This window comes from Phycicoccus elongatus Lp2, from assembly GCF_000367525.1.
Lineage (GTDB): Bacteria > Actinomycetota > Actinomycetes > Actinomycetales > Dermatophilaceae > Phycicoccus_A > Phycicoccus_A elongatus.
The window spans coordinates 1,591,439-1,606,469 of record NZ_HF570956.1; the positions used below are offsets into that span (position 1 = coordinate 1,591,439).

A 15,031-nucleotide genomic window follows, 5' to 3' on the forward strand; every position below is an offset into this window, starting at 1 on the left:
GGCTCGGGCTGGGCAATGCCCACGGCGGTGGATTCGTCGATGGTGAGTTGGGCCGCGGCCACCCGTCGAGGCCCGCGGACCCCCAGGAAGAGGGCGTTCTGGATCGCATAGAGACCGTTGCGCAGACCGAGCAGCGCGGCGGTCGCGATGGCGGCCGGGGCGGCAGCCAACCCACCCGCCGCGATGATCCCGACGAAGGCGAACTGCGAGCCACCGGTGAACATCAGGGTCGACAGCGCTTGGGTCTGCAGAACGTCGAGACCCGCCGCGACGGACAGCGCCCCGAAACTCACCCCATAGGCTCCGGTCGCCACCCCGACCGACCACGACTGGCGCAGCACATCGCGCCGGCGTTCTGGAGCCAGAGCCGTCTGCGGTGTGGTCATGCGGACAGGGTGCAGGACAGGCGCACCTCGCGAAGCACCTCGCCGTCGGCTGAGACGACCCGGTCGCGATACGCGCCGTCGGGCGCGAAGCCCGCACCCGTGAGGAAGGCGCGGGTCTGCTCGTCGTCGACGAGGATCCAGATCGACAACTGCTCGGCGCCGGCCGTCGTCAGGTGGTCGACGCCGGCGTTGAGCAGCCGGGAGCCGTGACCCTGCCGCCGACCGGCCGGGTGGACGCCCAGGGCGGTGATCTCGCCGGTCGTGGCATCGCTGTCGGGGTCTTGGCTCGGGCCCACGGCGACGAACCCCACGACCTGGCCACCGGCCAGGGCGACAAACAGGGCGTGGGCCCCTGGGGGAGGCGTGGCCAGGGAGTCGCGCCAGGCGTTCCCGAAAGCCGTCGGGGTGAAGGCCGAGGTCACCTCGGCCGGCACCTTCCCCTCGTATGCCGCGCGCCAGACTTCCGCCTGCACGTAGCCGACCGCGGGGGCATCGTTGACGCCGGCGCGGCGGACGCTGGCGTCGGCGAGCGGACCTTGCGCGGGGTCGTGGTCGTGGTCGTGGCCCTGGCCGTGGCTGTCCGGCATCAACGCCCCATGAACTCGGGGGAGCGACGCTGCGTGAAGGCCGCCCGCCCTTCCGCGAGATCGGCGCTGGCCCACGCGGCAGCGAAGGCCGCGGCATACCGGCCCTGACCTTCGGTGTCCGCGGACGAGACGTCGAGCCCGATCTTGGACCCCGCTTGGGAGAGCGGTGCGAGGCCGGTGGCGGCGGTTGCCAGAGCCACGGCGTCATCGAGACCACCACGGACCTGCGCGAAGCCGAGCCGCCAGGCGTCGTCGGAATCGAGGACGGCGCCGGTGAGGACGAGGTGTCGTGCGGCGCCCTCGCCGAAGAGTCGTCGCACCCGGTCGATCGTCCAGTGGTCGACCATGAGCCCGAGTTTGGCCACGGGGACGGCGAAGCGCGCACTCTCCGCGACGACGCGCACGTCGCAGGCGACGGCGAGCTGCATGCCCAGGCCCATGCACGATCCCTCGATGGCGGCGATCGTCGTGATCGGCACGCCCGCGAGATGGCGCAGGACCTCGGCGAGGCGCTCGGTGAAGCTGACGTCCTCGAGCTCCTTGAGGTCGGCTCCGGCGCAGAAGTGCCCCCCGGTCCCGGTCAACACGATGACGCGCGCGCCCTCGGCCACGGCTGACCGGACCGCCGCGTCGAGGTCCTCGAGGGCGTCGAGGTTGAGCGCATTGCGGCGCTCTGGCCGATCGATGGAGAGGACCACGATGCGGTCGGTCGTCGTCATGAGGATCGGCACCCGGCCAGCCTAACTTCCGGCCCAGGGGGTTGAATGGGGTGATGCCCCTGCTGTCCAAGCCTGCCCGGCACCCCCGGTTCGCGCCGTTGCGGGTCGCCGAGGTGAAGGAGGTCGCGGACCGGGCCGTCTCCATCGGCTTCGATGTGAGTGACCCGGGCCACGCGGCATACCTTGACTATGTGGCGGGGCAGTACGTCACCCTCGACGCCGAGGTGGCGGGCGAGCGCGTGCGACAGTCCTATTCGCTGTGGACTCGGCCGGCACGTGCCCGCGAGGAAGGCCTGCTCAAGGTGGCGGTCACAGAGATCTCCGGCGGGCGGATGTCGCCGTGGCTGGTGTCCACTGTCGAGCCCGGGGTCACGATCGGCGTGCTGCCGCCCATGGGCGAGTTCACCTACCTCCCCACAGCGGGAGCGGCTCGGCACGCGGTGGTCGCGGGGGGATCCGGCATCACTCCGGTGCTGGCGATCATGGCCGAGATCCTCGCGGCGGACGAGGCGACGAGCGTGGATCTGCTGCTGGCCAACCGCACCCGCGACAGTGCTGTTCTCCGCGACGAGGTCACCGCGCTCGTGGAGTCGAGCGGTCACCGGCTCCGAGTCATCGACGTCCTCAGCCGCGAGCAGGTGCGCGGTGTCCGCCACGCGCGGATCGATGCCGACCTGCTCGATCAGGTGTGGGGCGGCGAGGAGTCCGACATCGAGGGCTGGTGGCTGTGCGGACCCGAGGGACTGCTCCAGACCGCCGAGACGTGGATCGGGGGGCGCGACGTGGACCCCGCTCGGGTGCACCGGGAGCGCTTCACCCGCACGGGCCCGGTGGATCCGCGACCGGATCCGCGGTCTCGAGGGCTGTCCCGGGAGCGGTCTCAGCCGCGGGCGTAGCGCTCGTAGGTGACGAAGGCGAAGCCGTCTCGCTCGTCGCGGGCCACCTCACGCCAGTGGTTGGGGTTCCACTCGGGGAAGCGCGTGTCGCCCGGCGGGCTCGCGTCGACCTCGGTGAGGACCATGCGCTGGGCGAAGGGCATTGCTTGCTCATAGACCTCACCACCTCCGACGACGAAGACCTCGTCGGAGGTTCCGGCGAGCGCCAGGGCGTCGGCGAAGGAGTGGGCAGTCTCGACGTCAGGGTGGTGCCAGTTGCGGTTGCGCGTGATGACGATGGTGCGGCGGCCGGGGAGGGGGCGCCCGATCGAGTCGAAGGTCTTGCGACCCATGATCATCGGGTGGCCCATCGTGGTGGCCTTGAAGTGCTTGAGGTCGGCGGGCAGGTGCCAGGGCATCGTGCCATCGGCGCCGATGACGAAGTTGCGCCCCAGTGCAGCGATGAGGGTGATGTTGGTCAACGTCGTTCTCTCAGACCGCGATTGGCGCCTTGATGGACGGCTGCGCGACATACTCGAGGAGCTCGAAATCGGGTAGGTCGTAGGCGTCGATGCTGTCGCGCGGCGTGATGCGCATCGTGGGGAGCGGTCCGGGGGAGCGGCCGAGCTGGAGCCTGGCCTGGTCGAGGTGATTGCTGTAGAGGTGGGCGTCGCCGAGCGTGTGGACGAAGTGCCCGGCCGTCAGGCCGGTCTGCTGGGCCACGATCATCGTGAGCAGGGCGTAGGACGCGATGTTGAAGGGGACGCCGAGGAAGATGTCGGCGCTGCGTTGGTAGAGCTGGCAGTCGAGGTATGCCGTGGGCTCGCCCGAGCCGTGCTCGCCTGAGCCCTTCGTCGCGGGACGGACGTAGAACTGAAACATGGTGTGGCACGGGGGAAGTGCCATGTCGTCGACGTCGGCGACATTCCACGCCGAGACGATGTGGCGGCGGCTGTCGGGGTTGCGTCGAATGGACTCGATGACCCCGGTGATCTGGTCGATGTGGCGACCGTCGGGGGTCGGCCACGAACGCCACTGATGGCCGTAGACGGGGCCGAGGTCACCGTTCGCGTCGGCCCACTCGTCCCAGATGGTGATGCCCCGCTCCTGGAGCCAGCGGACGTTGGTGTCGCCACGGAGGAACCAGAGGAGTTCGCCGATGATCGAGCGAAGGTGCAGCTTCTTGGTCGTGAGGACCGGGAAGCCCTCGGCCAGGTCGAACCTCATCTGGTGCCCGAAGATGCTGCGGGTGCCTGTGCCGGTGCGGTCGGACTTGTCGACACCGTCGCGCAGCACGAGGTCGAGGAGGTCGAGGTACTGCTTCACGCAGGTCACGATATCCCCGCTGCGTTGGGGTGCGACGACCTCAGCCCCATGGAACGCCACCTCACCGAACTGCTCACCGCAGCCTGACGGAGACGTGACTCGCACGGCCGCCGGTAACCTTGGCCGCATGACTGATGCGCCCTTCGGCCGACTCCTGACCGCGATGGTCACCCCGATGACACCGGACGGAGCGGTCGACAGCGCAGGCATCGGCCGCGTGGTCGAGCACCTGCTCGCCAGTGGCCACGACGGAATCGTCGTCAATGGCACGACGGGGGAGTCCTCGACGCTGACCACGCAGGAGTCCATCGACGTCGTGCGCCAGGTCGTCGACCGGGTCGACGGGCGGGCGCACGTGGTGGCGGGGGCCGGGTCCAACGACACCGCGCACGCCGTCCACCTCGCGACCGAAATGGCGGCCGTTGGCGCCACGGGCCTGCTCGTCGTCACGCCGTACTACAACAGGCCACCGCAGCGTGGTCTGCTCGCGCACTTCCGGGCTGTCGCCGACGCGACCGACCTCCCGGTCTGCCTCTACGACATTCCCGGGCGCTGCGGCATACCGATCGAGACCGACACCCTCATTGCGCTTGCCGAGCATCCCCGGATCGTGGCCGTGAAGGACGCCAAGGCGGACCTCTTCGCCGCGACCAAGGTGATGGCCGCGACCGACCTGGCGTGGTACTCGGGGGACGACGTGCTCGTGCTGCCTCACATCGCCCAAGGCGCGGTGGGTCTCATCGGGGTCACCACGCATCTCGCGGGGCAGAAGTATGCCGCGCTCATCGATGCCGCTCTGGCGGGTCGGCGACAGGAAGCGATCGCGCTCAACCGCGAGCTGATCGCGGTCGCCGATGCCGTGATGAACACTTCGCAGGGCGCGATCATGGCCAAGGCCGGGCTCGTGGAACTCGGGGTCATCGAGCGTGCGACGGTACGCCTGCCGCTCGTCGAGAGCACACCGGAACACCTCGAGAAGCTGCGTGCCGGGCTCGCGGCTTCGGGCCTCGCGTGATCACCCCGCATCCCGACCTCGGGCTGCCGGCGCCGCTCACTGACAACGGTGTGCGGGTCGTGCCGCTCGGTGGACTCGGTGAGGTCGGGCGCAACATGACCATCATCGAGCACGCCGGGCAGTTGCTCGTCGTCGACTGCGGCGTGCTCTTCCCGGACGACGACCATCCGGGGATCGACCTGATCCTGCCCGACTGGTCGCACTACGCGGACCGGCTCGACGACATCCAGGCGATCGTGCTCACCCACGGCCATGAGGACCACATCGGGGCCGTGCCCTACCTGCTGCGCGAGCGACCCGGCATACCCCTCATTGGGTCACAACTGACGCTCGCGCTCGTCGAGGCCAAGCTCAAGGAACACAAGATCACGCCCTACACGCTCGGGGTGCGAGAAGGGGATCGCGAGCGGCTCGGTGTCTTCGACTGCGAGTTCGTCGCGGTGAACCACTCGATCCCCGATGCGTTGGCCGTCATGATCCGCACGCCCGGCGGGTCGATTCTGCACACGGGTGACTTCAAGATGGACCAGCTCCCGCTCGACGGGCGGCTGACCGACCTGCGGGCGTTCGCGCGGCTGGGGGAGGAGGGGGTGGACCTCTTCCTCACCGACTCGACCAACGCCGAGGTGCCAGGCTTCACGACTCCGGAGCGGGAGATCTCGCCGGCGATCGACAAGGTCTTCCGGCACACCGAGCGGCGCATCATCGTCGCCTGCTTCTCCTCGCACGTGCACCGGGTGCAACAGGTGCTCGATGCGGCGGAGAAGGCGGGCCGCAAGGTCGCGATGGTGGGGCGGTCGATGATCCGCAACATGGGGATTGCCGCTGACCTGGGCTACCTCACGGTGCCGGACGGCGTGCTGGTCGACGCCAAGCAACTGAGGGACCTGCCGGATCACCGGATCGTGCTCATCTGCACCGGTTCCCAGGGCGAGCCCATGGCAGCCCTGTCGCGGATGGCCAACGGTGATCACCAGATCGACGTCGGGCCGGGGGATGCGGTGCTCATGGCCTCCTCACTCATCCCGGGCAATGAGAACGCGGTCTATCGCGTCATCAACGGGCTGATGCGCCTGGGGGCGACCGTCGTGCACAAGGGCAATGCGCGGGTGCACGTCTCGGGCCACGCGTCGGCGGGGGAGTTGCTCTACTGCTACAACATCGTCCAGCCACGCAACGTCATGCCCGTGCACGGTGAGTGGCGACACCTGGTCGCGAACGCCGAGCTGGCTGTGGCCACCGGGGTGCCGCGAGGTCATGTGGCGCTGGCCGAGGACGGCGTGGTCGTGGACCTGGTCGACGGGGGCGTCTCGATCGCCGGCGCCGTGCCCTGCGGCTACGTCTACGTCGACGGCTCGAGTGTCGGCGGTGCCGACGAGACCCTGCTCAAGGATCGCCGGATCCTGCGCGACGAGGGCTTCATCTCGGTGATCGTCGTCATCGACTCGATGACCGGCAAGGTCGCGGCCGGGCCGGAGATCACCGCCCGCGGCTTTGTCGAGGATGACGTGATCTTCGACGAGGTCCGGCCCAAGCTCGAGGCGGCGCTGGACGAGGCGATCTCGCGAGGTGTGCGCGACACCCACGAACTCCAGCAGGTGATCCGCCGCGCTGTCGGGGGCTGGGTGGGCCGCAAGATCCGGCGTCGGCCGATGATCATCCCCACCGTCATCGAGTCGTGACGGGCCGTCCCAGGTCCTGCCTCTCAACACCACCGTCAGCGTGTCGGCGTCCAAGGTCAAGCCAGAACTCCATCGCCGCGGTCTGCCGAGTCCTGGCGCCAGTCGCTGGTGCGCGTGTGCTCCGTGGGATTGGTGTGACGATCACGTAGCCTGCCATCATGGCGACTCGTACGTCCTCGAGCACCCGCGCGCGCGGCGGCACCAGTTCGCGCCCGGCCAATCGACGACCACAGACCCGATCGGCCCCCCGCAAGGGTGCCAAGAAGCCCCAAGGCGGCGGCCTGCCGCTGCCCTTGCGTGCCTTCCGCACGACCTGGATGGGCATGGCCAATGTGACCGGCAGCGCCGTGCGCAAGGTCGGTGCGGCCGGTCGCGATCTGGAGCCCGAGCACAAGCGTGACGGCCTCGGCCTGGCGCTGGTCGCCCTCGCCGTTGTCGTCGCGGCCCGAGAGTGGTGGGGCCTGCCCGGCTTTTTCGGCAACATCGTCCACGCCGTCTTTGCCGGCACCTTCGGCACCGTGGCGTATGCCGTGCCGCTCGTCCTGCTCGCCTTCGGCCTCCACGTCCTGCGCGGCCCCGACCACCGTGAGGCCACCAACCGGCTCGCCATCGGCACCGTCGTCCTGGCCTTTGCCGCCTGCGGCCTGGTCCACATCGCCGAGGGCATCCCCGAACCCCCGGAGGGCGCGAACGCCATGCGCGCCGCCGGCGGCATCATCGGCTTCCTCGCCTCCAGCCCGCTCGAAGCCGCCGTCGGGTCCTGGCTGGCCGTGCCGCTCCTCGTGATCCTCGGTCTCTTCGGCCTGCTCATCCTCACGGCCACACCGGTCCACCAGATCCCGGGGCGCGTGCACCAGCTGCGGGCGTGGATCGCGGGTGTCCCGCTGGAGACCCTCCAGCCGACGACCGAGGAGCCCGCCCCGGCCAAGCCGCGCCGTCGCCGTCCGACCCGAGACCTCGAGGGCGACCTGGACGGCGACGAGGCCTTCGAGCAGGCCGCCGCCATCGACCCGGTCACCGGCAAGAGATTGCGCCCGGGCCAGAAACGCGACACCGCCGCCGGTGTGCTCGCGCCCACGACCAAGCCCGACCGTGCCCCCGCGACAACTGCGCCGGCAGTCACCCCAGCAGTCGACAAGGCCACCCTTCAGGCCCCCCCAACGACGCCGCTGCCCCAGCGCGTCGAGCAACTCGCCCTCGCCGGCGACGTCACCTACACCCTTCCGGACTCCAACCTGCTCGAGATGGGCAGCCCGCACAAGGAGCGTTCGGCAGCCAACGACCGGGTCGTCGATTCGCTGACCCAGGTCTTCGAGCAGTTCGACATCGACGCCCAGGTCACCGGCTTCTCCCGCGGCCCGACGGTCACCCGCTATGAGGTCGAGCTCGGCCCCGGCACCAAGGTCGAGCGCGTCACGGCGCTCTCCAAGAACATTGCGTATGCCGTGGCCTCGGCCGACGTGCGCATCCTCAGTCCCATCCCGGGCAAGTCCGCGATCGGCATCGAGATACCCAACACGGACCGCGAGAAGGTGTCCCTCGGCGACGTCCTGCGCAGCCAGGTCGCCCGCGGCACCGATCACCCGATGGTCATGGGGGTCGGCAAGGACGTCGAGGGGGGCTACGTCATTGCGAACCTCGCCAAGATGCCGCACCTGCTTGTCGCCGGCGCGACCGGCGCGGGCAAGTCGAGCTTCGTCAACTCGATGATCACCTCGATCCTCATGCGCTCCACCCCGGACGAGGTGCGTCTGGTCCTGGTCGACCCCAAGCGGGTCGAGCTCACGGCATACGAGGGAATCCCTCACCTCATCACGCCGATCATCACCAACCCCAAGAAGGCCGCCGAAGCCCTGCAGTGGGTCGTGCGCGAGATGGACACGCGTTACGACGATCTCGCAGCCTTCGGCTTCAAGCACGTCGACGACTTCAACAAGGCCGTCAAGGCTGGCAAGGTCAAGCCGTTGCCTGGGTCCGAGCGGGTCCTCCAGCCCTACCCCTACCTACTCGTCGTCGTCGACGAGTTGGCCGACCTGATGATGGTTGCCCCCCGTGACGTCGAGGAGTCGATCGTCCGGATCACCCAGCTCGCCCGGGCCGCCGGCATCCACCTCGTGCTCGCGACCCAGCGCCCCAGCGTTGACGTGGTCACCGGTCTGATCAAGGCCAACGTCCCCAGCCGGATGGCCTTCGCGACCTCCAGCCTGGCCGACAGCCGCGTCGTCCTCGATCAGCCCGGCGCGGAGAAGCTCATCGGTCAGGGTGACGCGCTCTTCCTGCCGATGGGTGCGAGCAAGCCCATGCGCGTGCAGGGTGCCTGGGTCACCGAGACCGAGATCCACGAGATCGTCAAGTTCGTCACCGACCAACTCAAGCCGAGCTATCGCGAGGACGTCACTGTCGTCGCGGCCAAGAAGCAGATCGACGACGACATCGGCGACGACCTCGACCTGCTGCTCCAGGCCACCGAACTCGTCGTGACCACACAGTTCGGATCCACCTCGATGCTCCAGCGCAAGTTGCGGGTCGGCTTCGCCAAGGCGGGTCGGCTCATGGACCTGCTCGAGTCGCGCGGTGTCGTCGGGCCCTCCGAGGGGTCCAAGGCCCGCGATGTGCTCGTCAAGCCCGACGACCTGCCGACCACCCTCGCGCTGATGCGCGGCGAGGACGTGCCGGACGTCGACGGCGATGACGGCACCCCGCTCGACGGTGACGAGCGAGCGATCGCCGAGGGGGTCGGCGCCGACTACTCCCGAGTCGCGGACAACTCCGCCGAGTGGGACGACGAGGAACCGTCCGAGGACGCCTGGGAGTTGACCGGCAGGTCCTGACCCTCGGCGACAAGCTCGCCCACGACGATGCCCTCGGCCTCAGCCGGGGGCATCGGCGCATCTGCCAGCGCCTCACCGATCTCGGCGAAGAACTGCTCCACGTCCTCCTGACCGGACACTGGGCCACCGGCCAGGAGGCCGTCGGCGCCGATGAGGACCGCCGCCGGGCTCGCACCCAAGCCGAAGGCCTTCCATCCCAGCGAGGCGTGATCCCGCCAGGCGTCGTCGGTTGGGAGATCCGTGGAGCTCTCCATGACCGGGATGCCCGAGAAGACCATCCGGACGTCGATCTGTGGCAGACGCTGCCGCCACTCGTGGGCCGAGCGGAGGGCATGCACCGTGGGGCCGCAATAGCAGTTGGCAAAGACGAGCAACTGGGCCCTGGTGGTCGCCATCTCGGCGACCGTGTGGGGCTCACCCTCGGCATCGACGAGGACCGCGACGGGGATCGGCTCGCGGACGTAGCCCTCGGGGTCGTCGTCAATCGCGCTCGTCGAGGAGGCTTGCTCGGTGGCGGGTGCAGGACCCTGGTCGTGGGTATGCCGCGGGGTGCCGGTCGGACTCGATCCGATCAGCCCGACCACCACGCCGACCGCGGCGGCCATGACCAGCCACAGCCAGCCGGCCCTGCCGAGGTCGGCCAGAGTCCCGGGGACCGTCGCACCGCGACCCGCGAACCAGACGACGACAAGAGCGAGCGTCACGAAGACTGCGTTTCGCCAGACCGTCTGTGCGCGCACGCGTTGGTCGCCGATGTTGCCGAAGCAGCCGCACGAGGGCCGCGGGTCGAAGGTCATGGCGCGCGCGATGATGAGCAGGTATGCCGCGAAGAGCGCGAGGGCGGCCCAGCTGGCGAGCCGTGCGAGGGGCACCCACGGCGACAGCATCGCGAGTGCCAGGACGACCTCGCCGACAGGCAGGGCCCGGGCGATGGTCTGGTTCTGCAGGAAGCGCGGCAAGCGCAGCAGCGTGATGGCGCTGACCGTGGAGGAGGGTTGTCGGGCCTTGGCGACGGCGCTCGTCACGAGCACGACGGCCAGGATCAGGGGAGCCACGACTCCGGCAGGGATCGGCATGGCGCTCAGTCTAGGTCGGTGCTCAGCCTAGGCTGCCGCCATGGCCATGCCCTGGGAGGACGACTTCACGCCCGCGAGCCGGACCGATCGCCTGAAGGCGATTGCGCGTCAGCAGCCGTCGGCGGTGCTCCTGCTCGTCCAGATCCTGGTGATCCTTCTGCTGCCGTGGCTGCAGGCGGTCTCCTATGGCCGGGTCGTCCTCAGCGTGCTCAGCTTCATCGCGTTGACCATCGCCATCGTGACCGTGCGCAGCACGCCCGCGCTGACCTGGCTGGCGGTGCTCCTCGGCCTGCCGGCCGCGACCTTGGAGATCGCGTCGATCTTCACCGATTCCGCGGTGGTCAACGCCTTGGGACACAGTGCCCTCTCCGCGTTCTACTTCTACACGGCATACAGCCTGATCGCCTACATGTTCGAGGACAGCTTCGTCACCAAGGACGAACTCTTCGCGGTCGGAGCCTGCTTCACCGTGCTCCTCTTCGCCTTCGCCTACCTCTTCCTTGCCATCCAGGAGATCTACCCTGCGTCGTTCACCGCGTTCGATGGCCCGGGCCGGCGCAGCTTTCTCGAACTGATCTACTTCTCCGGAGCCAATCTGACCAGCGTGGGCCTCTCGGATGTCACCGCCATCAAGCCTCTCGCGCGGTCGGTGACCACCGTCGAGCAGCTCGGGGGGGTGCTCTATGTCGCGATGGTCATCTCGCGTCTGGTCGCTCTCACCGTGCTCCGCAATCGCTGATGCCTGTCCTCACGCAGCGAAGGGCCGCGCTCTTCAGTGACGGCGAGGCTCGTCGCGGCCATCGGCCACGTCTTCGGCGTCGCCGAGCACCCGACGGATGTTGCCGCTGGTCAGGGCGCCCAGGTCCTGGGCCGACCACCCCCGCTCGGCCAGGGCCTCGAGCAGCCGCGGATACCCGGTTACATCATCGAGCCCCTCGGGCAGCAGGTCGACCCCGTCGTAGTCGCCGCCGAGCCCGATGTGCTCGATCCCCGCGACCTCGCGCACGTGCTCGCAGTGGGCCACCACGTCGGTCAGGGTAGCCACCGGCTGGGGCTCCCGCTCCCGGCGCCCCCGACAGAACTCTCCGTAGGCCGCGTAGTCGGCTGGGTCGACGCCCTCAGCCTTTGCTTCCTCGGCGGCCGCGAGATCCCACTCGCGCACCGTGGGCGACACGAACTTCGGCACGAAGGTCACCATGCAGACCCCGCCATTGGTCGCCAGGGACGCGAGCACGTCGTCCGGCACATTGCGCGGGTGATCACACACGGCACGGGCCGACGAGTGCGAAAAGATGATGGGCGCCGACGTGACGGCGAGCGCGTCACGCATGGTGTCCGCTGACACGTGTGAGCAGTCGACGAGCATCCCGAGGCGGTTCATCTCGCGGACCACGTCCCGCCCGAAGTCCGAGAGTCCGCCGAGCACAGGCTCGTCCGTGGCCGAGTCCGCCCACGGCACGTTGTCGTTGTGCGTCAGCGTCAGGTAGCGCACACCGAGCGCATGGAACATGCGCAAGGTTCCCAGCGAGGAATTGATCGAGTGGCCGCCCTCCATGCCCATCAGGGACGCGATCCGCCCCGATGCCCAGGCCGCGTCGACGTCGGCGACGGACGTCGCGAGGGCGAGCTCCGCGGCATACCGATCGGTCATCCGGCGGACGAAATCGACCTGTTCCAAGGAAGCCGTGACCGCCGCGTCCCCGGCGAGCTGGGCGGGGACGAAGACCGACCAGAACTGTGCGCCGACACCACCCTCGCGCAGTCGCGGCAGGTCCGTGTGGGTGCGCTCCCCGCGCGCGGCCACGTCGATCCGCTCCATGTCGTAACCGACCAGGTCACGCATCGCCCAGGGCAGGTCGTTGTGCCCGTCCCACACGGGATGCTCGGCCAGGACACCGGTCAACAGCTCCGCACTCATGGGAGGACTGTGCCATGCGTGGCCGACGCGCCTGACGCAACTAGAGTGACGACATGGCCACCGTGAGCAGTCCCGAGCGCACGGTCGCCCTCGTGACCCTGGGCTGCACCCGCAACGAGGTCGATTCCGAGGAACTGGCCGGCCGGCTGCAGGCCGAGGGCTGGACCCTCGTCGACGACGCTGCCGAGGCCGATGTGGCCGTCGTCAACACCTGTGGCTTCGTCGAGCAGGCGAAGAAGGACTCGATCGACACCCTGCTCGAGGCTGCCGATCTCAAGGAGCACGGCCGCACCCAGAAGGTCGTCGCCGTTGGATGCCTGGCCGAGCGCTATGGCCAGGAGTTGGCCGACGAGCTCCCGGACGCCGACGCCGTCCTCGGGTTCGACTCGTATGCCGACATGTCGGGTCATCTGCGCCGCATTCTCGCCGGGGAAAAGGTCGCCAGCCATGTGCCGAGCGACCGGCGTCGACTGCTGCCGCTCTCGCCGGTCGCCCGTCAGGACGGCGCCGGCGCCGTCGCCCTGCCCGGTCACGACAGTGGGGCGGAGGTCGTCACCCGGGCCCGGCTCGGCACCGGCCCGTGGGCGCCGCTGAAGATCGCGAGCGGCTGCGACCGGCGATGCTCCTTCTGTGCGATCCCGACGTTTCGGGGGTCCTTCGTCTCCCGCCGACCGACCGACGTCATTGCCGAAGCCCGGTGGCTGGGGGAGCAGGGCGTCAAGGAACTCTTCCTTGTCTCCGAGAACTCCACGTCCTACGGCAAGGACCTCGGCGACCTCGCCCTCCTCGAGAAGGTCCTGCCCGAGTTGTGCGACGTGCCGGGCATCGAGCGGGTGCGCGTGTCCTACCTCCAGCCGGCCGAGATCCGCCCCGGTCTGCTCGAGGCGATGGCCGGTCTGCGCAAGGTCATGCCGTGGTACGACCTGTCCTTCCAGCATGCCTCGCCGACCGTCCTGCGGCGGATGCGTCGCTTCGGTGGGACCGAGCATTTCCTGCGCCTCATCGACGGCATCCGTGAACGCGAGCCGCGCGCCGGCATCCGCACCAATGTCATCGTCGGGTTCCCCGGCGAGACCGAGTCCGACGTCGAGGAACTCGAGTCCTTCCTCGTGGACGCCGACCTCGATGTCATCGGTGTCTTCGGCTACTCCGACGAGGACGGCACCGAGGCCGAGCACCTGGGGGACAAGCTCGACCCACGCGTCATCGAGGAGCGCACGGCGCGGATCACCGACCTCGTCGAATCGCTGACGTCGGATCGAGCTGCGGCACGGGTCGGGGAGGACGTCGTCGTCCTCATCGACGAGATCGACGACGAGACCGGCGAGCCCATCGGGCGGGCCGAGCACCAAGGCCCAGAGGTGGACGGTGTCTGCATCCTGCCGCCCGGCTCGGGGGTCGTCGGCGAGTTGGTCGCCGGTCGGGCCGTGTCCTCGGAAGGGGTCGACCTGCGGGTCGACAGCGTCACCCCATGACGACTGCTGGCGGCCCCATTCGACGCGTGAGCGCGTGGAACATCGCCAACTACCTCACGGTGCTCCGCATCGCCCTCGTGCCGGTCTTCGGCTGGTTCCTTCTGGCTCACGACGGACAGAGTGAACCCCATCGGTGGGTCGCCTTCGGAGTCTTCACCGTCGCGATGATCACCGACCGGATCGACGGCGACCTGGCCCGCAGCCGCGGCCTGGTCACCGACTTCGGCAAGGTGGTCGACCCGATCGCCGACAAGTTGCTCGTCACGATGGCCCTCGTCGCGCTCTCCACCATCGCCCTCGTGCCGTGGTGGATCACCGTCCTCATCCTCGTGCGCGAGTGGGGCGTCACGGCCGTGCGCTTCTGGGTCATCCGGCACGGCGTCATGGCCGCGGGGCGCGGCGGCAAACTCAAGACCATGCTCCAAGCCATGGCGCTGGGTCTCTACATCCTGCCTCTGGACCTGCTGCCGTTGGCCTCCGTCACGACGGTGATCGCCTTCGTGCTCCTGCTGGCCGCCCTCGTGGTCACGGCCGTCACCGGTGTGGACTACGTCATCGACGCCCTGCGCCTGCGGCAGACGAGTGAGCGGGCCGCCATGAAACGGGCCCGCCGCGCGGGGCAAGGCGGGTCGTGACCCAGCCGTCGAACGCCCGGCAGGTCGTCCTCGCCCTGCGTGACCAGGGCCTGACCATCGCGACGGCGGAGTCCCTGACCGGCGGTCTGGTGTGCGCCGCTCTGGTCGACGTGCCCGGCGCTTCGCTGGTGGTGCGCGGCGGGATCGTGGCGTACGCGACCGACCTCAAGGCCGCGCTGCTCGAGGTGCCCGTGGACCTGCTGGCTGCGCGTGGCGCCGTCGATCCCGACGTGGCCAGCGCCATGGCTGACGGAGTGCGCGCTCGTTGTGGCGCAGATATCGGGGTCGCCACCACAGGGGTGGCCGGCCCCGACCCCCAGGACGGTATGCCGGTCGGTACCGTCCACCTCGCCGTGGCCGGGCCCGGCGCGGGAAGGGTCCAGGTGGAATCGGTGTTGTTCACCGGCGACCGCAACAGCATCCGCCGGCAGAGTGTGGACAGCGCCCTGCTGCTGGTGTCGCGGGTGTTGGATGTCGCTGCAGGCAGGTAACGTGACCCGCACGCA

15 protein-coding genes are annotated in these 15,031 nt (G+C 69.3%); 8 read left to right on the forward strand and 7 right to left on the reverse strand.

Features of this window, described 5'->3' with window-relative positions:
- From BN10_RS07505 to BN10_RS07515, 3 genes are all read right to left on the reverse strand, one after another.
- Window positions 1-386 (reverse strand): AzlC family ABC transporter permease (locus BN10_RS07505; protein ID WP_040751058.1); only part of this gene is annotated, 386 nt, incomplete at its 3' end.
- The gene (locus tag BN10_RS07510; protein WP_010850619.1) at window positions 383-973 is read right to left on the reverse strand and encodes a GNAT family N-acetyltransferase; all 591 of its coding nucleotides are present in this window, start codon (window positions 971-973) and stop codon (window positions 383-385) included. The genes BN10_RS07510 and BN10_RS07505, both read right to left, overlap by 4 nt.
- A complete protein-coding gene (locus BN10_RS07515; protein WP_010850620.1) occupies window positions 973-1,704 on the reverse strand; it encodes an enoyl-CoA hydratase-related protein in 732 nt (243 codons plus the stop codon). The genes BN10_RS07510 and BN10_RS07515 overlap by 1 nt, the downstream gene beginning before the upstream one ends.
- A gap of 41 nt (window positions 1,705-1,745) precedes the next feature.
- Here BN10_RS07515 and BN10_RS07520 point away from each other — a divergent pair, with 41 nt between their 5' ends.
- Window positions 1,746-2,588 carry an FAD-binding oxidoreductase gene (locus BN10_RS07520; RefSeq protein ID WP_233354286.1) on the forward strand — a complete coding sequence of 281 codons (843 nt, stop codon included), beginning with the start codon at window positions 1,746-1,748 and terminating at the stop codon, window positions 2,586-2,588.
- Here the strand turns inward: BN10_RS07520 and BN10_RS07525 are convergent.
- Entirely contained in the window at window positions 2,573-3,049 is a 477-nt protein-coding gene (locus BN10_RS07525; RefSeq protein WP_010850622.1) for a dihydrofolate reductase, read from the reverse strand. The two genes, BN10_RS07520 and BN10_RS07525, sit on opposite strands and share 16 nt — an antisense overlap.
- 10 nt (window positions 3,050-3,059) lie before the next feature.
- A complete protein-coding gene (locus tag BN10_RS07530; protein WP_040752915.1) occupies window positions 3,060-3,893 on the reverse strand; it encodes a thymidylate synthase in 834 nt (277 codons plus the stop codon).
- A gap of 127 nt (window positions 3,894-4,020) precedes the next feature.
- Between BN10_RS07530 and dapA the strand changes: the two genes are divergently transcribed.
- The 3 genes from dapA (at window position 4,021) to BN10_RS07545 (ending at window position 9,421) form a co-directional block, all read left to right on the forward strand.
- Entirely contained in the window at window positions 4,021-4,908 is an 888-nt protein-coding gene (dapA, locus tag BN10_RS07535; protein WP_010850624.1) for a 4-hydroxy-tetrahydrodipicolinate synthase, read from the forward strand.
- Entirely contained in the window at window positions 4,905-6,590 is a 1,686-nt protein-coding gene (locus tag BN10_RS07540; protein WP_010850625.1) for a ribonuclease J, read from the forward strand. The genes dapA and BN10_RS07540 overlap by 4 nt, the downstream gene beginning before the upstream one ends.
- A gap of 158 nt (window positions 6,591-6,748) precedes the next feature.
- Window positions 6,749-9,421 (forward strand): FtsK/SpoIIIE family DNA translocase, encoded by a 2,673-nt coding sequence (locus BN10_RS07545; protein WP_010850626.1) that lies wholly within the window; start codon window positions 6,749-6,751, stop codon window positions 9,419-9,421.
- Here BN10_RS07545 and BN10_RS07550 read toward each other — a convergent pair.
- The gene (locus tag BN10_RS07550; RefSeq protein WP_010850627.1) at window positions 9,337-10,497 is read right to left on the reverse strand and encodes a MauE/DoxX family redox-associated membrane protein; all 1,161 of its coding nucleotides are present in this window, start codon (window positions 10,495-10,497) and stop codon (window positions 9,337-9,339) included. The genes BN10_RS07545 and BN10_RS07550 overlap by 85 nt on opposite strands.
- A 40-nt stretch (window positions 10,498-10,537) precedes the next feature.
- Here BN10_RS07550 and BN10_RS07555 point away from each other — a divergent pair, with 40 nt between their 5' ends.
- The gene (locus BN10_RS07555) at window positions 10,538-11,236 is read left to right on the forward strand and encodes an ion channel (protein WP_010850628.1); all 699 of its coding nucleotides are present in this window, start codon (window positions 10,538-10,540) and stop codon (window positions 11,234-11,236) included.
- Window positions 11,237-11,269: 33 nt separating this feature from the next.
- Here BN10_RS07555 and BN10_RS07560 read toward each other — a convergent pair whose 3' ends face one another.
- Window positions 11,270-12,415, reverse strand: a complete 1,146-nt coding sequence (locus BN10_RS07560; protein ID WP_010850629.1) for a dipeptidase — start codon at window positions 12,413-12,415, stop codon at window positions 11,270-11,272.
- A 53-nt stretch (window positions 12,416-12,468) separates the two neighbouring features.
- Here BN10_RS07560 and rimO point away from each other — a divergent pair, with 53 nt between their 5' ends.
- Genes rimO through BN10_RS07575 form a run of 3 tightly spaced genes read left to right on the forward strand, consistent with a single transcriptional unit; the run spans window position 12,469 to window position 15,016 of the window.
- Entirely contained in the window at window positions 12,469-13,890 is a 1,422-nt protein-coding gene (gene rimO / locus BN10_RS07565; RefSeq protein ID WP_010850630.1) for a 30S ribosomal protein S12 methylthiotransferase RimO, read from the forward strand.
- Window positions 13,887-14,525 carry a CDP-diacylglycerol--glycerol-3-phosphate 3-phosphatidyltransferase gene (gene pgsA / locus BN10_RS07570; protein ID WP_010850631.1) on the forward strand — a complete coding sequence of 213 codons (639 nt, stop codon included), beginning with the start codon at window positions 13,887-13,889 and terminating at the stop codon, window positions 14,523-14,525. The genes rimO and pgsA overlap by 4 nt, the downstream gene beginning before the upstream one ends.
- Complete coding sequence (locus tag BN10_RS07575) at window positions 14,522-15,016, forward strand: CinA family protein (RefSeq protein WP_010850632.1); 495 nt, start codon at window positions 14,522-14,524, stop codon at window positions 15,014-15,016. Before pgsA ends, BN10_RS07575 begins: the two co-directional genes overlap by 4 nt.
- Window positions 15,017-15,031: the final 15 nt, after the last annotated feature.